Origin of the sequence: Actinophytocola sp. (assembly GCF_050699935.1) — a bacterium.
Lineage (GTDB): Bacteria > Actinomycetota > Actinomycetes > Mycobacteriales > Pseudonocardiaceae > Actinophytocola.
The window spans coordinates 99,873-119,139 of the sequence record NZ_JBOHGB010000005.1 but is presented as its reverse complement, the minus strand read 5'-3'; the positions used below and the strand labels follow the sequence as shown (position 1 = coordinate 119,139).

The window sequence follows — 19,267 nt, the reverse complement described above, 5'->3', positions numbered from 1 at the left end:
CCGTGAATATCGGAGCACTATTTCTCGTCATGTCCGGACACTGTCACTCTAGGTGTATCGGAACAGTCACACGGGTGAGCGTGCTAGGCTCCGCCCGGCTGTCACCGTTCACGATCACAAGTTCTGACGGCGGTCCACACCGAATTTCCCCACGCGCAGCATGCGCGTGCCACTGGCGACCGTGCCATCCGTCCATTTGTCATCCGTTCGGCCGGTCTCCGAACAACGAAAGTTGGCAGCACAAGTTGATCTCGTTCATCTGGTCGCCCGGAAACCCCTTGCCCGCCGGCACCGGCGGCTCGGAGAACTACACAGTCGGCCAGGTCCGGGAACTGAACCGGCAGGGCGTACCGGCGCAGGTGGTCACCGTCGGGCTGGACGCCGACGACGGCAGATCCGAGTTCAACGACATCCCGTTCCGTTCGCTGGCGACGCTGTCCGAGGTCGGTGGGCTCGACGGGACCATCGTGTTCGTCAACGAACCGCACACGGTGCCGACCAAGCAGCTGTCGTACCTGATCCTGCACAACCCGCCGCCCATCCGGGACGAGCAGAAGGCGTTCGCCGTCAGGGGAACCAGGAATCGCGCCTTGATCGTCACCAGTCGGTACGCGGCCGCCCTGTGGGCGAGATACCTCGACGTCGACGTTTCGACCATCAACGTCGTTTACCCGTTCGCGGAGCCGTGCTTCGCCGAGCAGCCCCGGCCGGACACGTCAGCCGGAACGACGCGGGTGCTGTTCGCTGGCCGGCTGAGTCCCGAGAAGGGCGTCTACACCCTGCTCGAGACACTGCACATCGACATCATCGAGCAGGACGTAGCCCTCACCTTCACCGCGACGACCGCGGGCGCGGACAAGCCACAGGGGAAGATCATCGAGCGGCTGCTCGGGGCACACCCGGGAATCTCCGTGGTCACCAGCCGCAAGACACCGGCCACGATGGCCGCCTTGATGGCCGACCACGACGTCGTGGTGATGCCGTCCAACAGCCAGTACTGGCACGAGACCTTCGGCATCGTCTCGGTCGAGGCACAGCACTCGGGCTGCCGCGTGATCGCGTCCGACGACGGCGGCCTGCCCGAGACCGACTGCGGCGGGGTGGTGCTCGTCGAACCGGACAACGCGGAGGCGCTCGCCTGGGGCATCCGCGCGGCCGTGGCCAGTGGACCGCTCTCACGAGCCGCCAGGCAGGACGCCGCGGCGAGGTTCACCGTCAAGCAGTCCGTCAACGCGCTGCTGAATGTGTTCGCCCAGCCGGCACCGATCCCGCCGGCCACCATCATCCGGCAGCTCGAGGAGCAGGTCCTGGCCCCCTCGGCCAAGGTCGCGACCACGTCCCGCCCGGATAACGTGCTGATCGAAACGGCGGTGTAGACACCCGGTCAGCGTGCCGCGGCCAAACGCGCGACCGATACAGTCCTGTGCGGTGTGCGGTGATGGCGAGGTCACGCAACGGCTGATGCCGCTAGGTTCGGGTTGGTGACCGAGGACTCGTTGGCGGCGGCCTGCAGGGCGTTGTGGGCACAGCAGGCCAAGAAGATCCCCGTCGGGCCGGGGCTGACCGACGCGGAGATCGACCGGGTGGCCGCCGAGGTGGGGGTGGCGCTGCCCGCACAGCTCGAGTTCCTGCTGCGCAGCGGTTACCCGACGGGCGGTTCGTGGCATGAGTGGCGTGCGGATCCCGCCGGAGTTGTCAAGTACGGCAGGGCGCGGCTGCGGAAGACGCTGGAATTCGACGTCGAGCACAACGACGGCTACTGGGTGGCCGGGTGGGGAGCGCGACCGGCCGATCTCCACCTGGCGATCGAGCGGGCGTGGCGGTGGTGCGCACCTGGCCGCCACTGATCCCGTTGTACGGGCACCGGTGCGTGGTGGCCGACAGTACCGAGCAGGCGTCCGTGCTGAGCGTGTGGCAGTTCGTGGATTCCATCTGGTACGGCACGGATCTCGTCGACTGGATCGACCGCGAGTTCGGCATCACGGTTCCCGGTTACCAGGCGCCGCCGACGCGCCGGCTGGCCGGCTGGTCGGCCGCGTTCGACCTGTGACCACGCGCTGACGACCACGCACCGCGGAGCCGACGAGGTATGGCCGAACTCGAACGATATACGATAGATTAAATCTCGTGAAGGGCGAGAAGCGGTGACGGCCGCTGCGGTGCGGATCGGATGCGGCGCCGGATACGCGGGCGATCGGCTGGAGGCCGCGGCCGAGCTGGCCGAGCGCGGCGAGCTCGACTACCTGGTGCTGGAGTGCCTGGCGGAGCGAACCCTGGCACTGGCCTATGCGAGGAGGCGACGGGACCCATCGCTCGGTTACGACGCCGGCCTGCCGGCCCGGATGGAGACCCTGCTGCCCACCTGCGCCAAGGGAACCACGCTGGTCTCCAATCTCGGCGCGGCCAACCCGCGTGGCGCGCTGGACGCGACCGTGGAGATCGCCGGCCGGCTCGGGTTGACCGGGATGCTGGTCGGCGCGGTCGACGGCGACGACGTGCTCGAGCGGCTCGACGGCCTGGACCGCACCGTATGGGAGACCGGCCGGCCGCTCGGCGAGGCACTAGGTGAGGTCGACTGGGCACACGCCTACCTCGGTGCGGACGCGCTGCTGCCGGCACTGCGGGCCGGCTGCCGAGTGGTGCTGGCCGGCCGCATCGCCGACCCGTCGCTCTTCGTCGCCCCGCTCGTGCACCAGTTCGGTTGGGCCGCGGACGACTGGCACCGGCTCGGCCGCGGCACCATGGTCGGCCACCTGCTGGAGTGTGGCTCCAGCGTGACCGGTGGCTACTTCGCGGAACCCGGTCGCAAGGACGTGCCCGACCTGACGAGCATCGGCATGCCGATCGCCGAGGTGGACCAGGACGGCACCGCGGTGGTCCGCAAGACACCCGGGACCGGCGGGCAGGTGTCGGTGCGCACCTGCAAGGAACAGTTGCTCTATGAGATCCATGATCCGGCGGCATACCTGACCCCGGACGTCACCGCCGACTTCTCGCACGCGGTGCTGGCGCCGGCCGGCGAGGACCGGGTGGCCGTCTCCGGCGGATCCGGCCGGGTCCGGCCGGACGAGTTCAAGGTGGTGATGGGCGTCCGGGACGGATTCATCGGCGAGGGCGAGATGTCCTACGCCGGACCGGGTGCGCTCCGCCGGGCCGAGCTGAGCGCCGAGATCGTCCGGGACCGGCTGCGTCGCCAGGGCGTGCGGTACACGGATCTGCGCACCGAGTTCATCGGGTACGACTCCGTGCTCGGCCCGATCGCCCGCCGGGCCGAGCCGCCCGAGCCGTTCGAGGTCCGGCTGCGCATCGCCGCGCGGACGACGACCGAGCACGCGGCGGCGATCGTCGGTGCGGAGGTGGAGGCGCTGACTATCACCGGCCCGGCCGGCGGGGCCGGCAAGCGGTCCTCGGTCCGGGCCGTGGTCTCGGTGCGTTCCACGTCGATCCCACGCTCGCTCGTGCACACCACCCTGCACACGGCGACCACCTGATTCCCTGCTGAGGAGATCGGCCATGCTGTTGCACGAGATCGCCCACGCCCGGGCCGGCGACAAGGGCGAGATCACCAACATCTGCGTGTTCCCGTACCGCGACGAGGACTACCCGCTGCTGGTGGAGCTGCTGACCGCGGAGCGGGTGGCGGCGCACTTCGCCGGAATCGTCACGGGCGAGGTGCTGCGCTACGAGGTGCCGACCGTGTGCGGACTGAACTTCGTCCTGCACGGAACGAGGCCCGGCGGGGTGTCCGCGGCTCTCGAACTGGACGCACATGGCAAGAGCCTGTCCTACGGCCTGCTGCTGATCGACCTCGACCTACGGAAAGGCTGAGCGAATGGCTCGTATCCAGTACCCGGACCTTGGCGGCGACCCGGAGATCCGGGCCGCCGCCGAGGCTGTCGACAAGGCCAGGGACGGTGCGCTGCCGAACCTGTACCGGATGTTGCTGCACGAGCCATCTCTCGCCACGACCTGGCTGCGGCTGGGCAGCTGGCTGCGCTACCGCGGACGGCTCGACGACCGTACCCGTGAGCTGATCATCTGCCGGGTCGGTGCGCGCACGCGGTCGGCATACGAGCTGCACCACCACTCCCCACTCGTGCTGGCCGCCGGCGTCAGCCAAGCCCAGCTGGACGCGCTGGACCACCCCGAGCCGCCGCGCGGGCTGTTCACCGACCGGGAGCGGGACCTGATCCACTACGCCGACGCGGTGCTCGCCGCCGCGGTGACCGACCGGCACACCACGGCGGTGCGGCGGTGGCTGGCTGATGCCGAGCTGGTCGAGCTGACCGGCCTGGTCGCCTACTACCTCGCGGTGTCGCGGTTCCTCGCCGCGATGGCGGTGGAGGTGGAGGCAGTCCACTGAGCCGCCCTTTTCGGACGGACCGGCCGCGTGGTCATCTTGTCCACAGTGGACATTGCTTCGCAGGGCCAGCGCGGCTTGACCACCGTCAGACCAGGTCGGCGGGCAGAACCTGCTCGGTCAGCAGCCGGCGGGCGAGGTCGAGGGAGTCCTGCCGGGAATCGAGCAACCGCCAGCCGTAGTAGTAGGCGCAGAGGTAGGGGCTGTCGAGCCCGCGCGTGTCGGGGTCCTCGGTCAAGCCCCACCGTGCCAGGTACTCGCCTGTCTCGGTGTCGTCGCGGCCTTCGTCGTGGCGGAGCACGGCGTTGTGCCGCACGCCGAACAGGACGTTGCGCGCGCGGTGGATGGCGGCGAAGTCGCTGCCATCCGGCCGGATTCCGCGTGGGCCAAGGATGTTGTCGGTCAGCCAGGCCTGTGCCTCGTCGTCGGGGAAGACGAGTTCTTCCGCGTGCAGGGCGAGTCCTTCACTGAGCACGAACGGCGGCGCCGGGGCGAACCGCACACTCTGCTCGAAGTGGCCGCGGTCGGTCAGGTGGATCTCTTTGAGCACCTGCTCGGCGATGTGTCCCGGATGGCCCTCGTGCGTGACGACGTAGAGGAGGTCGGCGAGGTTGAACGGACGATCGCCGCCCAGCAGGATGGTGGAGTCCAAGCCGCCGTGATGCCAGCCGGCCCCGACGTAGCGAACGCCGGGAACCACCTCACAGCGAACCCTTTCCCCGTCGGGCAGCGGAGCGATCCGCTCGTGGGTGCGCGCCCTGCTCTCGTCGACCGCACGTGCCACGAGGTCGGGGAGCTGGTCGAGCCGCTCGCGCGGGAGCGAGTGTGCGGCGCGCCAGTCCCGCAGCCGCTCGGCGAGCGAGCCGACGGTCTTCGGCAGTGCCCGGTCCAGCTCGTCGTGCGCCCGCTCGAACACTGTCTCCGGCACCATGCCGACCTCGATGCCGAGGCAGTCGCGGATCAGGTCGGGCATGGTGGGGCGGGCGCCGTTCTCCTGGCGGGTGAGCGCGCGGATCGCCCGCACGTGCGCGGCGAGGTAGGTGCGGCGCGGCTCGTCGAACGGCAGGTCCGCCGCCAGCTCCTCGGCGTCGTCGACGAGCCGCCCAGCCGGCCGCGGCTGCTCGCCGGCGACCCGCGCACGCCACTCGTCGGGCCCGTAGTAGTCCACCCAGGCCCAGCCGTTGTCGGCCAACCTACGGTCCAGGCGAAGAATCAGCATCGCGTAGGCGTGCAGCCACTCCTGCTCCGTCACGGCGCCACGATACCGCGCGACGCCGGCGGGACCGTCCGAGAAAGTCCTTTATGGACGGACCGCGCGCGTGCGGTCACCGTGGGGAGAGTCGGATGACCGGGTACTCCCGGTCGGACTTGCTTTGGTACGTCGCGATGCGGGGCTGGGCGGCGGCGATGCGCTGCCATGCCTGCTCACGGTCGGCGCCGTCGAGCTGGTGCGGAGTCACCGGCATGGCGTCGCGGCCGGGCAGCTCGATCGACGCCCGCTCAGGGTGCGCCATCAGATTGCCGTGCCAGTCCGGGTGCTGGCTCCCACCGCCCGATGCGACGATCAGCCCACCACGGATCTTGCGGTTCATCCGGGCGTTCATCTTCCACTGCATCCACCGTGACAACACCCCGGGCGTACCGGCCCTGCACTTGCCCGCCTGCTGTTTCTGTTCCACTGGCCACCTCTCGCAATCGCGCCGAAGGTGCTGCTGCTCGACGAGGCTTTGGCCGGGCTGAACCCGGCGGAGACCGACAACGCGGTCGCGGTGATCCGCCGCATCCATGCCACCGGCATGTCCATCGTCATCGTCGAGCACCTGCTGCGGGTGGTCGAAGCACTGTCCACACGGGTCGTCGTGCTCGACCGAGGATCGTGCCTGGCCGACGGCGACCCCGAGACCGTGCTGGCCGACCCCGCCGTCGTCGCCGCCTACCTGGGAAGGCACGCACATGCTTGAGATCAGGCAGCTGGACGCGTTCTACGGCGACGCACAAGCACTGTGGAGCGTCTCCCTCGACGTCGGCACCGGTGAGACGGTCAGCCTCATCGGTGCCAACGGCGCCGGGAAGTCCACGCTCGTGGCATCGGTCGCCGGCCTGCACGCCTCGGTCCGGGGCCACATCGACATCGGTGGCATCGACGTGGTCGGCCTGCCGGCCCACCGGGTCTGCGCACACGGCGTGGCCGTCGTCCCCGAAGGGCGCCGCAGCTTCGGCCACATGTCCGTGCACGACAACCTCTGCCTCGGCGCCTACCGCCGCACGGCTCGGGCCAGGTACCGGCAGACCCTGGCCGAGGTGTTCGAGCTGTTCCCGCGGCTGTCGGCCAGGTCCACGCAACTGGCCGGCAGCCTGTCGGGCGGCGAGCAGCAGATGCTGGCCATCGGCCGCGCCCTGATGGCCCAACCGAGCCTGCTGCTGCTGGACGAGCCGTCCCTCGGCCTCGCCCCAGTCGTGATCGACGAGGTCTTCGAGGCCATCACCGCCATCAACCGGAGCGGGGTGAGTGTGCTGCTCGTCGAGCAGGACATCGACCGCGCCCTGGAGATCTCCACCCGCGGCTACCTGGTCGCCGAAGGGCGGATCATCACCGGCGCCCCGTCGGATCAGCTACGTCACGACAAGGACGTGCGCCGCGACGTACTGGGTGTCTGAGAGCCGACGCCGCCACACGAGACGAGGCGTTCGGGGTGACCCCACTTGGGCTGACAGGCGTCGGGGTGGTATCACGTGCGGGCGTCGCGGGGTGGTTTCGGTGATCGGGAAGGTGATCTGAATGGCACGGAGGCGAAAGGTGCTGGCGGCCGGGATGGCCGGGCTGTTCGGGGCGCTGTCGTGGCCGGGCCGCACCGCGCAGGCCTCGGTCCCGCCGGTCCGGCTCGACCAGCTCACGCTGGTCAACCTGTCGCATGTCAACGACCCGGCCACGACCAACGTGTTCCCCGGTGATCCGGCGTTCTCCCTGGAGACCATCGCCACGATCCCGGAGGACGGCTACTTCCTGCAGTTCGTCCGCGAGGGCGAGCACACCGGCACGCACTGGGGTGCCCCCGGCCACTTCAATGAGGGTGCGGTACTGGCCGACCAGATGGACCCCGGCGACCTGTTCCTGCCCGCGGTGAAGATCGACGTCCGGGACAAGGCCTCGGCCGACCCCGACTACGCCCTGACGATCGGGGACATCAAGGCGTGGGAGCGCCGGCACGGCCGGATTCCCAACGACTCGATGGTCGTGCTGTGGACCGGTTGGGAGTCCCGCTGGGGCACCCCGGCGTTCCCGAACCTCGACGAGAACGGCGTGATCCACCAGCCCGGCTTCTCGATCCCGGCGGTGCGCTGGCTGATCGACACCGGCCGCCTCGGGCGCCGGGGCGGCACCGGCATCGACACGTTCAGCCCGGACGTCGGCATCGACGAGACGTACACCGTGTCGAAGCTGGTCTACCAGCGGCGCCGGATCAGTCTGGAGATCCTGGCCAACCTGGCCAAGCTGCCGGCCACCGGCGCCTGGGTGCTCGCGGGCGGCCCGATCAACCGCAACGGGTCGGGCTCGACGGCGACGATCTTCGGCCTGATCCCGCGCGGAGTGGACTAGCTGGGGGAAACCGCGAGCCGCAGTGCGGACAGCGGGCCGGGGCGACCGAACCGGTAGCCCTGGGCCATCGTGCAGCCCGTCTGGGCGAGCAACGCGGCCTGCTCGGCCGTTTCGATGCCTTCGGCCACGACCACGAAGTCGAGTTCGGCACCCAGGCTGACCAGCGAACGGCACAGTGCGACGTCCCGGTCCGGCCGCACGCCCGTGGTCAGGGCCCGGTCCAGCTTGATCAGGTCGACCGGCAACGCGTGCAGGCAGGTCAGCGAGCTGTACCCGGCGCCGAAGTCGTCGAGCGCCACACGCACGCCGAGTTCCTGTAGCCGGCGGATCGCCTCGGCCCCGGCGGAGAGGTCGAGCACCGGTACCGTCTCGGTGATCTCGACGACGAGCCGGTCGGCGGGCAGCCGGTGCCGGGCCAGTGCCGCGGTGATGCTCTGCTCCAACGTCGCCGTGCCCAGACGGCTGGCGCAGACGTTGACGTGCACGGCCAGATCCAGCTCGGCGGCGGTGACCTCGCGGCAGGCAAGATCCAGCGCCAGCGCGTCCAGCTCGGCGCCGAGCCCGGCGGATTCGGCGGCACGGACGAACGTGTGCGGCGGGATCTGGGTGCCGTCCGGCGCGGTCCACCGGGACAGCGCCTCCACCGCGACCGGGGCGTCGTCGCCCAGCCGGACGATCGGCTGGAACTCCATGGCGAAGCCGTCCGGCACGCCGCCCTGCGCGCGCCGCAGGGTCGTCGTGAAGTCGGGCAGGCCGTCATGCGACGCCCGGTACACCACGGTGGTGTCCTTGCCCAGCCGCTTGCCCGCGTACATCGAGGTGTCCGCCCGGCCGAGCAGGAGGTCCGACGTGACGAGCGGCTCGTCGGGATCCAGGACCACCAGGCCCATGCTGGCGCGGACGGCGACCTGGGTGCCGTGCACGGCGAACGGCCGCCGCAGCGCACCGCGGATCCGGTCCGCGACTGCCTGCGGCGCGTCGACCTCCCCTTCCAGCAGGATCGCGAACTCGTCGCCGCCGAGCCGGGCAACGGTGTCGGACGACCGCACGCAGCCGAGCAGCCGCTGCCCGACCGCGCGCAGCACGACGTCACCGCCGGCGTGGCCGAACTGGTCGTTGACCTCCTTGAAGTCGTCCAGGTCGACGAAGATCAGTACGAGCGTGCCGACCGTGCCGGCGCCGTCCGCGACGGCACGGTCGAGCCGGTCCGCGAACAGAGTCCGGTTGGCGAGGCCGGTCAGTGGATCGTGGAACGCCTGGTGCGCCAGCTGTTGTTGACCTTCGTACACCCGCCGCAGCAGCAGCCGGTTGTCGAGCAGCGACAGCAGCTGCCGAGCCAGCACGAGGAAGATCACACAGACGCCGACGGAGACCTCGACCCCGTCCGGCCCGTCGCCGAACAGCAGCTGGCTGCTGATCAACAACGCCACCGCGGTCACCGGCACGTAAGGCACGGCCAGCTGCCACCAGTCCACTCCGACCGTCTGGCTTTCGCTCGCTCGCCGGCTGGGCCCGGCCAGCAGGCCGTAGGCGATGAGCACCGGCCCGAGGACGAACCCGGCGTCGGCCCAGGGCTTCATGCTCTCCGCGCCGATGCTGACCAGATACGCGAAGATGCTGTCGGAGCAGGCCAGCGCCACGATCCCGGCAGCGAGCAGCAGCAGGTTGGCCCGGTACGGCCGATCCACGCGATCGAAGACCACCAGCAGCAGCGCCACCACGACCAGGACCAGGTCCGACAGCGGGTAGGCGATGGCCACCGCCCAGGCGAGCGCGTCCGGACCGGATGCCCGCACCACCGCCCCGAGCGCCGCCGTCCAGGTCAGGATGAACAGCGAACCGGTCACGACCAGCCCGTCGATCACCACGGCAGCGCCGAAGTGCGCGTTCCATTGCCGTGGCAGCCAACGCTGACCGTCTGGCCGTTCCCGCGCGCGGGCGAGCACGAATAGGCCCGCGAGCGCGAAGCCCGGAAGCGTCAGGTAGCCCACGTCGGCAAGCGACGGCGAGGGCAGGCCCCGGCCGTCGATGAGCTGGTGCCAGGACCAGATGATCTGCCCGCCGGACCAGCCGGCCATGCCCAGGCCGATCAGCAGCCGCCACCATCGCTGCGCCCCGCGCATCCGGCGGGCGACGAGCCAGCCGCAGACGACCGCGGTCACCCCGCCGCCCAGCTGCATCGCGTTGTCGATCCACAGTGCGAACCGGTCGCCCCAGAGCGCCAGGCCGTTCACCGCGATCAGGGCCGCAAGGACCACGATCAGCAGGACGGCCAACTGGTACCGCCGATCCTTCATGACACCTCGAATGTCATCCGCCCCGTCCAACGTGCGTCATGGTCACGTGCGTCGGCCCGCCTGAGCACACTACCCCAGTCGGACATCTCGCGACCCGGCCTCGATACCTCCGCACGATCGAACTTCTCGAGCTCATCGTCGGAAATGGACGGCTCAGCGGTAACGTCGATCCGTCCATTGGGGATCCACCCGGTGACCGACTGGTGGCGCGGAATCATACCTAGAACGTGTTGATGCGCAGCTGCAGCCAGTCGTCGCGATGCTCGATGTTCAGTGCGGACGTACTGAACACGAGATTTGTATCGGGAATACCGCCGGTGTAGGCAAGCAGCAGCTGCCCGGCCGTGGTGGATTGGAACTCCGGATCGCGGTAACGCACTCCGACATGGTCCAGGTCAAGCCCCAGCAGCACGTCGGCGGCCGATCGGCGGTCAGGCTCGGGCACGAGAGCGCCAGCAAAACCGCGCGCGATGTCGAGACCAAACGGATTGATACCGAACTCGCCGCCGAGCGCCCAGGTCTCCCGCAAACTCAGCTCAGCCCGCTGGATCCGATCGCGATCCCCGAGCGTGAACCGCAGAGCGACGTCCTCGGAGAAGTTGCCCGGCGATACCCGGACCTCATCCCCATCGCGCGCGATCTCGTGCAGACCGAAGAACGACCACAGATCCGTGCTGGGCAGATCCGCGAACCGGACCGCGCCGCCCTCGCCGCACACCTCGGACCACAGGTTCGGGAACACGTGCAGACCGATCAGCACCCGAGCCAGTTCAGCGGTCGTCACCGACCACGTGTCCTCGTCGTGTTCCTGGGCGTCCACACCGGCGGCATTCTGGTGCCGGCACAGCAATGAATCCCTCGGCACGGGTCGGTGTAAACAATGCGGTCGCCATGCTGGCCCACCAGGTTTACGACGTGGCCGGTACGTCCGTCGTGCACGAACGCCACAATCGAGGTGTCACCGTGAGCTAACAACTCCTCGATCCGACGCATCACGTCCGCCAGCGACAGTTCAATGACGACCGGGATGCCCTCGGTTCCGGCCGGTGGACGTCCAGCGACGAGTACACACGCCATGGGAATCCCGAACATGGTGAACGTCGTGTGCCAAGCCTGCCCGATCGTCCGGCCACCCTGGCCAGAACCGTATCGCTCCGGATCCTCCCCCTGCACGTGCCGCGCCGCCAGCTCCAACGCCTGAACCCAACCCGGCCGCCTATCGTTCTCGTTGGGTTCGACGGTTACCTCACGACGGCGAGTCACCAAGGACTTCAGTTCGCAACGTGATGCTGCTGTAGCCGTTCAGCCGGATTCGCCATGTGCCCCGCTTGTGGCGCGACGCACCGCTACGCGTTACTGATCGGTCCGGCCGAGGAAACACTCGTGTTCGCCGGAAACCAGGAAACGACCATCACACTGCTCTGCCCCCGCACGAGGAAACAGTACTCCGGCCAGATCGTCATCGGCTCCAACGAACGTTTCATCAAGATCGCGGACCCGTTCGCGCAGACCGAGCCCGACGCCGCCGACGAACCGGACGCCGAGTACGAGGCCTGGGCCGCCGCGTCCCGCCGAACCGCGCTCGACTACAGCCGCTCGATGCTCACGGCATCCTCCGCGGCGATCCCCGTCTACTTCGCCGTTCTCGACTACCTGGGGCAGGCCAACGGGTTCGCCGCCATCCCCGGCGTGCTCTTCCTCATCGCCGCGGCGGCGTTCGCGATCGCCCAGCGTCCTCGGCTGCAGGCCACCAGCCGGACCACGTTCGCCGAAACACGGGCCCGAGCGCTGCGCCGGATCAACGGGCTCGCCACCTCGGGTACGGCCCTCTTCCTGCTCGCGACGGCGGGCTCGGTCGCCACGTTCGCCGCGACCTTGTGGTAGCCAGCCGACCCATCGTGGCAGGGTAGCCTGCGATCATGCCGGACGCCGAAGACGATGAGTGGGGCTCGTTGGTGGAGGCGGCCGGGGAGCTCGGGCTGGGATCGGACGCGGTGCCACGGGTGGTGCGGCGGCACGTCGTGGTGGACGGGGGGCGGCGGGTCAGCATCGTGCGATGGGGCGAGGCGCCGCCCGAGGTGGTGTTCCTGCACGGCGCGGGGCAGAACGCGCGCACCTGGGATCTCGTCGCCCTGGCGTTGGGGCGGCCGGCCCTGGCGTTGGACCTTCCCGGACACGGGCGCTCCGACTGGCGCGACGACCACGACTACTCCCCCGCCCGCAACGCCGAGGCGGTCGCCATCGCCCTGACCGCCCCGTTCGACGGGATGCTCGAGCCGGTCGGGCCACTGCCGCTGGTCGGCATGTCGCTCGGCGGGCTCACCGGTCTGCGGCTCACCGTGTCGCATCCGGACCTCGTGCGCCACCTGACCGTCGTCGACATCACGCCCGGCGGCCTGTCCCGGCTCACCGCCATGTCCAGGGAGCAGCGGTGCACCGTCGCCCTCACCGACGGCGCGGAGTACTTCGACTCCCTCGAGGACATGGTGGAACACGCGGTGCTCGCCTCGCCGCGGCGGTCGGCGAACGCGGTGCGCCGAGGTGTGGGGCACAACGCCCTGCGGCTGCCCGACGGCTGGTGGCGGTGGCGCCATGACATCACCGGCCTGCGTACCAGCCGGCTCACCGACCGCACACCGCTGTGGGCCGACGTGTCCGCCCTGCGGGTGCCGGTCCTGCTGGTCCGCGGCGGCGACAGCCCGTTCGTGGCCGACGGGGACGTGGCGGCCTTCCGGCAGCGCTGTCCCGCGGTGCGGGTCGAGGTCGTTCCCGGCGCGGGCCACGCCGTGCAGAGCGACCGGCCACGCGAGCTCGCGACCTTGATCGACGAGCTGGTCCTCGGCGACCGGTAGCCGAGAACCAGCTCGTCAGTCTGATGTAGACAAGGCGAGGACGGGACCGGTCAGGGTTGCTCGACCGGCACGGTCACCGCGGCGGTGCCGCCGAAGCTCGGCACGAACACTGAGTGGGTGCCCGGTCCCCCCGACACGGCGATCAGGAAGTCGCTCGGGCTGTCGGCCAGTGCCGCGACCCTCGTCGTGTTCCCCGGCCCGAACCACACCGGCCGGCGGCGAGACAGGAACCGTTCGATCCGCTCGGCGGAGAATGCGGCGAGCGGGATCCGGGCGTTCTGGAAGAAGTACTCCTGCAGCGACGCGCGGGTGAAGCCCTCGCGGGCGAGCAGCGTCGCGTGCTCGGGAGCAAGCACGACCAGGGGCTCGGTGCGCGGGAACTGGTGGTGGTTGGAGCCCGGCGTGCACATACAGCCCACGAACGTCTTGAGCAGCCCGGTCGACGAGACGCTGGCCGGGTCGTTCATGTTGTGCGTCCCCTCCGCCCCGAACACCGTCACCGCGCTGTCCGCCGCGGCCAGGCCCCGCGAGACGTGGAACGGCTCCCACGGACTCGCCGACTCGTTCTCGGCGAGGCAGAACGTGTACTTGCCCGGGTTGCCGAAGGTCGCGCGGTCGGTCACGCCCGGCACGCACCGTCCGATGGTGATCAGGACCAGCCGCAGCGCGCGGCCGATGGTGGCGTTCGCCCGGTTGCCCTGGCCCATCGCGTTCGTGCCGGCGTTCATCCCGATCTTCGCCGCGACCGGCCCGTTGACGAGGATCATCGGGCCGACAGGGTGGGTCGTCGCCTGCAGCGCGTGCAGGTTGAAGGCCGGGTCGACGACTCCCTTGACCGCGGCCACCACCACGTCGAAGTACTCGGGCGAGCATCCGGCCATCACCGCGTTCACCGCGATCGCCCGCAGCGTCGCCACCCCGTACCCCGTGGCCACCGTGCCCACCACCTCGTCGGCCCTGGCCGCGTGCCGGCCGAGCATCGCGGTGATCCGCTCCTCGGTGGGCGCGACGATCGGCAGGCCGTCGCTCCAGTTGTTGGCCTGGTAGAGCTCGTCGATGGCGGCCTGGTCCCGCTCCACCACGAGCAGCTCGGCGTCGCCGGTCTCGGCGGGAGCGTCCGTGGGAGCGGTGGCGGCGGGCGCCGCGGCACGGTCGGCCACGCCGAGCAGGGCCTCGCGCACCGCGATCGCGGACTTGGCGCCCCGGGCGCGGATCACCTCGAACGGCAGGTCCCCCACCGGATGCTCGACCGCCACCATCGGCAGATCCGGGTAGCCGAGGCTCCTGGACACGTGTTGTCCGATGTGGATGAACGGGGTGGTCACGATCAGCGCCGCCGGGATGCCGAAGTCCGAGGTCACGGTGATCGCGTCGTGACAGGTCCATGAGGTGCACGAGCCGCAGTTGCCGACGGCGAGGATCGCGGCGTCGCAGTTCTCCTTGATGGTGCGCAACTCGTCGTCGTTCATCGGTCGCGACGCGATCTGCTTGGGCACCATGACCCGGCGCTCGGCCGGGATGTCCAGCTCGTCGGCGATGCCGGTGAGCAGAGCGAGAGCGCCCGGCTTCCCGTTGTCGACGAGAGCGACGGTCGTGCTCTCCCACGACCGGCGCAGACCACTGGCCACGACGCGCTCCGCGCTCCGCGCCGGTCCGGTAGGCCGGTAGACCGAAATCTTGTCGCCCATGACAATACCGCCCTCATCTTTTGATTCTCATCTGATGCAACTATGCTCTTGTCAGTTGCAACTCAATGGAAGTATTGGAGCCGCCGTGGGCGGCTGTCAATGTCGTGCGCGCATCGAGAGGGAGGCCTCGTGAGTCAGGCCGCGGTCAAGGCGCTCGACCTGATGGACGTCGTCGCCCGAGCCGGTGCGCCGGGCCTCTCCTCCACCGAGGCGGCAGCGGCGGCCGAGCTGGACAAGACAACCGCCTCACGGCTGCTGGCGATGCTCACCCAGCGCGGCTGGCTCGTGCGCGATCCGGCGAGCCGGCGGTACTTCCCGGGCCGGGTGCTGATCGAGGTCGCCCACGCCACCGGGTTCGCCGAGCGGGTCCCGTCGACGGTGCACGACGTGCTGCGCGCACTGCAGGAGCAGTCCGGCGAGACGGTCGCCCTGCACCAGTTGGCCGGCCGGGTGCGGCTGTGCGTGGCCGGGTTCGAGAGCCGGGAGGAGGTGCGCTCGGCGTTGCAGGCCGGCGAGACCCGGCCGCTGGACCGCGGCGCGTCCAGCCGGGTGATCCTGGCTTTCTGCCCCGAACGGCTGCGCGCCCAGGTCATGGCGGAGCAGGCGGACGACGCGGCCCGGACGCTGCTCGCGGAGCAGCTGCGCTGGATCGTCGAGCACGGCTACCTGTCGATCGAGTCGGCGGACGTCGGCGGCAGCGGGGCGATCGCCGTGCCGCTGTTCCACGGCCCGGACATCTACGGCGCGATCGCGATCGCCGGGCCGGCAAGCCGGTTCGTCCGGGAACGCCGGCAGGCGATGGTGCCGGCTCTGTTCCGCGCCGGCCGAGACGTGAGCGAGTCGCTGAGTAAGCCACCCGGCAGGTACGTCCACTGGCCGGTCCCTGGCTGATCGCTCGATCCGGACCGATCCGGGGCAGCGCAGGTCACGGCCACGGTTGACAGTGCCTCCGCCGCAATCATAAGCTCACTCCATGAGTTGGCCGTTTCATGTAGTGAAACGTGATGGTTGGGCCGGCGAGCCGTGAGTCGCAGCGGCCTGGTCCTCGTCGATCTTCAGCGCGAAGTCCTGGGCCGCGTCGGGGACCGGGACGTGCTGCTCGGCGCGTGCCGGGCGGCGATGGAGTCCTTTCTCGGCAAGGCGCTGCCGGTAGTGCTGGTCCGGGTGGTGCGCCGGGCGGACGGCTCAGATGCGCCGGTCGGCCCCGGCCTGCGCACCGGCGCCGGGCCGCTCGGCCTGGTCGAGGGGACCGATGGCGCGGAGCTGGTGACCGAACTCGCCGACCTGCGCCCGCGCTGCCACGAGGTGATCAAGCGGCGGCGCGGTGCGTTCACCGGAACCGATCTGGACGTGCTCTGCCGTGGCCTCGCGGTGGACACGTTGTTCGTCGGCGGGGTCGACACCGTCCTCGGCGTGGAGAGCACGGTCCGCTCGGCGTACGACCTCGGCTACCGCGTGGTGGTACTCGCCGACTGCTGCCGCGGTGCCGACCAGGCCGACCATTCCTGGACGCTCGACCGTGTCCTGCCCCGGATGGCCACCGTGGCCACGAGCACGCAGCTCGATGAGCTGCTCGAGACCGCGGAGCAGATCCGCGTGAGCAACCGGCCCTGAGCCGGGAGAAATCCGCAACACCCACCAACGGCGGAGGAGACACGATGCGGGTTCACTTCATGCGCGGGCAGGCAGCGGTGGTGGCCATCATCGCCGCCGGCGCGCTGCTCGCCGCCTGCGGCGACGGTGACGACCAGGCGGCCCAGTCCGACCTCGCGGCCAAGACCGGCGCCGATCTGGTCACCGCGGCCGAGGAGGAGGGGAAGGTCGTCTGGTACACGTCCATCCCGACCGAGACCGCCGAGGCCGTGGCCGCGGCGTTCGAGAAGAAGTATCCGAAGATCGACGCCGAGGTGGTCCGGGCCGTCACCTTCGACCTCTACCAGCGACTGCTCACCGAGAACAACGCCGGCCAGCACCTCGCCGACGTGTTCAACCCGTCCGACTTCGGCGTGATCTCCGACGCCCGGGACAAGGGCATGCTGGCGAAGTACGTGCCGGAGAGCATCAAGGGAGCCGTCGACGAGCGGTTCATCGACCCCGACGGGTACTGGTGGTCGGCGCGCATCTCCACGGTCGGCATCGTCTACAACACCGAGGCCGTGCCACCCGAGCGCGCACCGTCCACATGGGACGACCTGACCGACCCGTACTGGGCCGGCGGCAAGCTCGGTTTCACCGACCCGCGCGAGGTCGCCATCGGGTACGCCGCGTTCTGGGAGATGGCACAGGAGCCGGCGATCGGTGAGGAGTTCTTCGCGAAGCTGGGCCAGAACGCCAAGCCCCGCCAGTACAGCGAGGCCGGGCAGCAACTCAACGCGCTCACGACCGGCGAGCTGTCCTGCGCGGTCATGGTGGACTACCGGGGCTGGGAGCTGATCGGCGAAGGCGCCCCGGTGAAGATCGTCTACCCGGAGGAGGGGGTCGGGTACGGGACCGACTTCGACGCGGTGCTCGCCGAGGCGCCGCACCCGTACGCGGCGCGGCTGTTCGACGAGTTCCTCGGCACCGAGGAGGGCTCGAACGAGATCGCCCGCTACGGCGGCTACATGAGCCGTCCGGAGGCCGAGCTCTACCCGCCGGGTGTGCCGCGCCCGACGCTGAACGAACTCAACCTGCTGACGGCCGACTTCCCCCAGATGGCGAAGGAGTCCGAGGACTTCGGCGAGAAGTGGGCAGGCTGGACAGAATAACCGTGTCGATGATGTCGACGGTCACCGAGTGGGTCCGGTTCAGCCAACGCCGGATCACCCTCGTCCTGTCCGTCCTCGTCCTCGTCGTCCTGGTCGTCGCGCCGCTCGGGATGCTCACCGTCGGAAGTTTCCTCGACGAGCCTCCCGGGCAGGCGTCGGCGGTCACCCTGGACAACTACGGCGAGGTCGTCGGCAAGGACTTCGCCGAGCTGCTCGGCAACAGCGTGCTCATCGCCGTCGGCAGCACGCTGTTCGCGATGCTCCTGGGCGCGGCGCTGGCGGTCACGATGGTCCGCACCGACCTGCCGTGGCGTCGCTTCTTCGGCGCCGCGGTGTTGGTGCCGGCCTACGTCACGCCGTTCATCGGCGCGATCTGCTGGACCGTGCTGCTCTCCCCCGACGTCGGCTACATCAACAACTGGCTCGCGGCCCTCGGCGTCGGGCCGCTGAACATCTACTCGATGCCCGGGATCATCTGGGTGCTGGGGCTGTATCTCACGCCGGTGGCGTACCTGTACCTGTTGCCCGCGCTGCTGCGCCTGGACCGGTCCTTCGAGGAGGCGGGCAGGGCGACCGGGGCCACCATGCGGCAGACCGCGCGGCACGTCATCCTGCCGCTGCTTCGACCGGCCGTGCTCTCCGCCGCGCTGATCATCCTGGTGCAGGCGATCGGCGACTTCGCGGTGCCCGCGGTGCTCGGCCGGCACGCGGGGGTCGAGGTGATCACCACGGAGATCGTGCGGATGACCGGCTCGTATCCGGCCGACCCCAACGGCGCGGCGGTGTTCGGGATCGTGCTCGCCGTGGTCACCCTGCTGGTGCTGGGAATCAACCACCTGCTGATACGCCGCGCCGACTTCACCACGATCACCTCGCGCGGGGTGCAGCTGGCCACCTCGAAGTCGCGCACGTGGCGGGTGGTCGGCACGGCGGGCGTCGCGCTGTACCTCTTGGTGGCGATCGTGCTGCCGCTCGGCGTGATGCTGGTGGCGTCGTTCCAGCCGTACCTGACCACCGACTTCACCTCGGTCGGGCTCACCTTCGCCAACTACGAGTACGTCGCCTCGTTCCCGGCGATCGGCCGGGCCATCCGGAACAGCGTGGTGCTCGCACTCGGTGCCGCGGTCACCACCACGTTGCTCGGCGTCCTGCTCGGCTACCTCATCGCCCGGGCCGGGGTGCGCGGCGCCGGAGTGGTGAACTATCTCAGCACGTCGCCGCTGGCCATCCCGCACACGGTGTTCGGCCTCGCGATGCTCTGGACCTGGGTGACCATCCCGGTCGGGATCTACGGCAGCCCGTGGATCCTGTTCATCGCCTATGTCGGCCTGTTCCTGCCGTTCTCGGTCATTCCAGCGGTGGCGGCCTTCCGGCAGGTCGACCCGTCTCTCGAGGACGCCGCGCGCCTGTTCGGCACCACCTGGCTCGGCGCCGTCCGCAAGGTCGTGATCCCGCTGATCGCCCCCGCCCTGTTGTCCGGCGCGATCATCGTGATCTACCACGCGGTGCGCGAGCTGTCCGCGTCGATCCTGTTGTACACGCCCAACAACGAGGTCATCTCCGTGTCGATGTTCTCCATGTTGTCGGAGGGGCGCTACGTGCAGGTGTTCGCGCTCTCGGTCGTCAACGTCGGGCTGGTGCTGGCGCTGGTCGCCGTGTCCAATGTGGTCGGACGCCGGTACCGAGCCACGACGGAGTCGCTGTGAGGAATGGTTGAGGAGTGAG

General features: G+C 69.8%; 21 protein-coding genes. 15 read left to right on the top strand and 6 right to left on the bottom strand.

The window, feature by feature from the left end; translation table 11 throughout:
* Positions 1–278: 278 nt before the first annotated feature.
* The 6 genes from ACRDTB_RS03895 to ACRDTB_RS03870 all read left to right on the top strand — a co-directional run bounded on the left by ACRDTB_RS03895 (position 279) and on the right by ACRDTB_RS03870 (position 4,363).
* Positions 279–1,376 (top strand): glycosyltransferase family 4 protein, encoded by a 1,098-nt coding sequence (locus ACRDTB_RS03895; protein WP_431428518.1) that lies wholly within the window; start codon positions 279–281, stop codon positions 1,374–1,376.
* Positions 1,377–1,481: 105 nt separating this feature from the next.
* Positions 1,482–1,847 carry a hypothetical protein gene (locus ACRDTB_RS03890; protein WP_431428517.1) on the top strand — a complete coding sequence of 122 codons (366 nt, stop codon included), beginning with the start codon at positions 1,482–1,484 and terminating at the stop codon, positions 1,845–1,847.
* Positions 1,848–1,873: 26 nt separating this feature from the next.
* The gene (locus ACRDTB_RS03885) at positions 1,874–2,050 is read left to right on the top strand and encodes a hypothetical protein (protein WP_431428516.1); all 177 of its coding nucleotides are present in this window, start codon (positions 1,874–1,876) and stop codon (positions 2,048–2,050) included.
* A 94-nt stretch (positions 2,051–2,144) separates the two neighbouring features.
* Positions 2,145–3,491, top strand: a complete 1,347-nt coding sequence (locus ACRDTB_RS03880; protein ID WP_431428515.1) for an acyclic terpene utilization AtuA family protein — start codon at positions 2,145–2,147, stop codon at positions 3,489–3,491.
* Positions 3,492–3,513: 22 nt separating this feature from the next.
* Positions 3,514–3,828: an AtuA-related protein gene (locus ACRDTB_RS03875; protein WP_431428514.1), complete on the top strand. Its 315-nt coding sequence runs from the start codon at positions 3,514–3,516 to the stop codon at positions 3,826–3,828.
* A 4-nt stretch (positions 3,829–3,832) separates the two neighbouring features.
* Complete coding sequence (locus ACRDTB_RS03870) at positions 3,833–4,363, top strand: carboxymuconolactone decarboxylase family protein (RefSeq protein ID WP_431428513.1); 531 nt, start codon at positions 3,833–3,835, stop codon at positions 4,361–4,363.
* An 85-nt stretch (positions 4,364–4,448) separates the two neighbouring features.
* Here ACRDTB_RS03870 and ACRDTB_RS03865 read toward each other — a convergent pair whose 3' ends face one another.
* A complete protein-coding gene (locus ACRDTB_RS03865; RefSeq protein WP_431428512.1) occupies positions 4,449–5,612 on the bottom strand; it encodes a hypothetical protein in 1,164 nt (387 codons plus the stop codon).
* A 73-nt stretch (positions 5,613–5,685) separates the two neighbouring features.
* Positions 5,686–6,039: a nitroreductase family deazaflavin-dependent oxidoreductase gene (locus tag ACRDTB_RS03860; RefSeq protein WP_431428511.1), complete on the bottom strand. Its 354-nt coding sequence runs from the start codon at positions 6,037–6,039 to the stop codon at positions 5,686–5,688.
* Between the two features lie 27 nt (positions 6,040–6,066).
* Between ACRDTB_RS03860 and ACRDTB_RS03855 the strand changes: the two genes are divergently transcribed.
* From ACRDTB_RS03855 to ACRDTB_RS03845, 3 genes are all read left to right on the top strand, one after another.
* Positions 6,067–6,321 carry a hypothetical protein gene (locus tag ACRDTB_RS03855; RefSeq protein ID WP_431428510.1) on the top strand — a complete coding sequence of 85 codons (255 nt, stop codon included), beginning with the start codon at positions 6,067–6,069 and terminating at the stop codon, positions 6,319–6,321.
* A complete protein-coding gene (locus ACRDTB_RS03850) occupies positions 6,314–7,018 on the top strand; it encodes an ABC transporter ATP-binding protein (RefSeq protein WP_431428509.1) in 705 nt (234 codons plus the stop codon). The genes ACRDTB_RS03855 and ACRDTB_RS03850 overlap by 8 nt, the downstream gene beginning before the upstream one ends.
* Before the next feature lie 121 nt (positions 7,019–7,139).
* Positions 7,140–7,958 (top strand): cyclase family protein, encoded by an 819-nt coding sequence (locus ACRDTB_RS03845; RefSeq protein ID WP_431428508.1) that lies wholly within the window; start codon positions 7,140–7,142, stop codon positions 7,956–7,958.
* Here ACRDTB_RS03845 and ACRDTB_RS03840 read toward each other — a convergent pair.
* From ACRDTB_RS03840 to ACRDTB_RS03830, 3 genes are all read right to left on the bottom strand, one after another.
* Complete coding sequence (locus ACRDTB_RS03840) at positions 7,955–10,255, bottom strand: putative bifunctional diguanylate cyclase/phosphodiesterase (protein WP_431428507.1); 2,301 nt, start codon at positions 10,253–10,255, stop codon at positions 7,955–7,957. The two genes, ACRDTB_RS03845 and ACRDTB_RS03840, sit on opposite strands and share 4 nt — an antisense overlap.
* Positions 10,256–10,475: 220 nt before the next feature.
* A complete protein-coding gene (locus ACRDTB_RS03835) occupies positions 10,476–11,075 on the bottom strand; it encodes a hypothetical protein (RefSeq protein ID WP_431428506.1) in 600 nt (199 codons plus the stop codon).
* Positions 11,036–11,449, bottom strand: a complete 414-nt coding sequence (locus ACRDTB_RS03830) for a hypothetical protein (RefSeq protein WP_431428505.1) — start codon at positions 11,447–11,449, stop codon at positions 11,036–11,038. The genes ACRDTB_RS03835 and ACRDTB_RS03830 overlap by 40 nt, the downstream gene beginning before the upstream one ends.
* Before the next feature lie 189 nt (positions 11,450–11,638).
* On the opposite strand from ACRDTB_RS03830, the gene ACRDTB_RS03825 reads away from it, so the two are divergent.
* Both ACRDTB_RS03825 and ACRDTB_RS03820 read left to right on the top strand, forming a co-directional pair.
* Complete coding sequence (locus ACRDTB_RS03825) at positions 11,639–12,139, top strand: hypothetical protein (protein ID WP_431428504.1); 501 nt, start codon at positions 11,639–11,641, stop codon at positions 12,137–12,139.
* A gap of 35 nt (positions 12,140–12,174) precedes the next feature.
* Entirely contained in the window at positions 12,175–13,107 is a 933-nt protein-coding gene (locus tag ACRDTB_RS03820; RefSeq protein WP_431428503.1) for an alpha/beta fold hydrolase, read from the top strand.
* 50 nt (positions 13,108–13,157) lie between these two features.
* On the opposite strand, the gene ACRDTB_RS03815 is transcribed toward ACRDTB_RS03820, so the two are convergent.
* Positions 13,158–14,795, bottom strand: a complete 1,638-nt coding sequence (locus tag ACRDTB_RS03815) for a UGSC family (seleno)protein (protein ID WP_431428502.1) — start codon at positions 14,793–14,795, stop codon at positions 13,158–13,160.
* A 129-nt stretch (positions 14,796–14,924) separates the two neighbouring features.
* Between ACRDTB_RS03815 and ACRDTB_RS03810 the strand changes: the two genes are divergently transcribed.
* The 4 genes from ACRDTB_RS03810 to ACRDTB_RS03795 all read left to right on the top strand — a co-directional run bounded on the left by ACRDTB_RS03810 (position 14,925) and on the right by ACRDTB_RS03795 (position 19,248).
* Positions 14,925–15,686 carry an IclR family transcriptional regulator gene (locus ACRDTB_RS03810; RefSeq protein ID WP_431428501.1) on the top strand — a complete coding sequence of 254 codons (762 nt, stop codon included), beginning with the start codon at positions 14,925–14,927 and terminating at the stop codon, positions 15,684–15,686.
* 132 nt (positions 15,687–15,818) lie between these two features.
* Positions 15,819–16,409: a cysteine hydrolase family protein gene (locus ACRDTB_RS03805; protein WP_431428500.1), complete on the top strand. Its 591-nt coding sequence runs from the start codon at positions 15,819–15,821 to the stop codon at positions 16,407–16,409.
* A gap of 44 nt (positions 16,410–16,453) precedes the next feature.
* Complete coding sequence (locus tag ACRDTB_RS03800; protein ID WP_431428499.1) at positions 16,454–17,542, top strand: ABC transporter substrate-binding protein; 1,089 nt, start codon at positions 16,454–16,456, stop codon at positions 17,540–17,542.
* 8 nt (positions 17,543–17,550) lie between these two features.
* The gene (locus tag ACRDTB_RS03795) at positions 17,551–19,248 is read left to right on the top strand and encodes an ABC transporter permease (protein WP_431428498.1); all 1,698 of its coding nucleotides are present in this window, start codon (positions 17,551–17,553) and stop codon (positions 19,246–19,248) included.
* Positions 19,249–19,267 lie beyond the last annotated feature (19 nt).

Excerpts from the sequence above, each read along its gene's own strand:
- ACRDTB_RS03875 (WP_431428514.1), top strand. The coding sequence starts at position 3,514 with ATGCTGTTGCACGAGATCGCCCACGCCCGGGCCGGCGACAAGGGCGAG.
- ACRDTB_RS03870 (WP_431428513.1), top strand. The coding sequence starts at position 3,833 with ATGGCTCGTATCCAGTACCCGGACCTTGGCGGCGACCCGGAGATCCGG.
- ACRDTB_RS03850 (WP_431428509.1), top strand. The coding sequence starts at position 6,314 with ATGCTTGAGATCAGGCAGCTGGACGCGTTCTACGGCGACGCACAAGCA.
- ACRDTB_RS03845 (WP_431428508.1), top strand. The coding sequence starts at position 7,140 with ATGGCACGGAGGCGAAAGGTGCTGGCGGCCGGGATGGCCGGGCTGTTC.
- ACRDTB_RS03840 (WP_431428507.1), bottom strand. The coding sequence starts at position 10,255 with ATGAAGGATCGGCGGTACCAGTTGGCCGTCCTGCTGATCGTGGTCCTT.
- ACRDTB_RS03820 (WP_431428503.1), top strand. The coding sequence starts at position 12,175 with ATGCCGGACGCCGAAGACGATGAGTGGGGCTCGTTGGTGGAGGCGGCC.
- ACRDTB_RS03815 (WP_431428502.1), bottom strand. The coding sequence starts at position 14,795 with ATGGGCGACAAGATTTCGGTCTACCGGCCTACCGGACCGGCGCGGAGC.
- ACRDTB_RS03800 (WP_431428499.1), top strand. The coding sequence starts at position 16,454 with ATGCGGGTTCACTTCATGCGCGGGCAGGCAGCGGTGGTGGCCATCATC.
- ACRDTB_RS03795 (WP_431428498.1), top strand. The coding sequence starts at position 17,551 with ATGATGTCGACGGTCACCGAGTGGGTCCGGTTCAGCCAACGCCGGATC.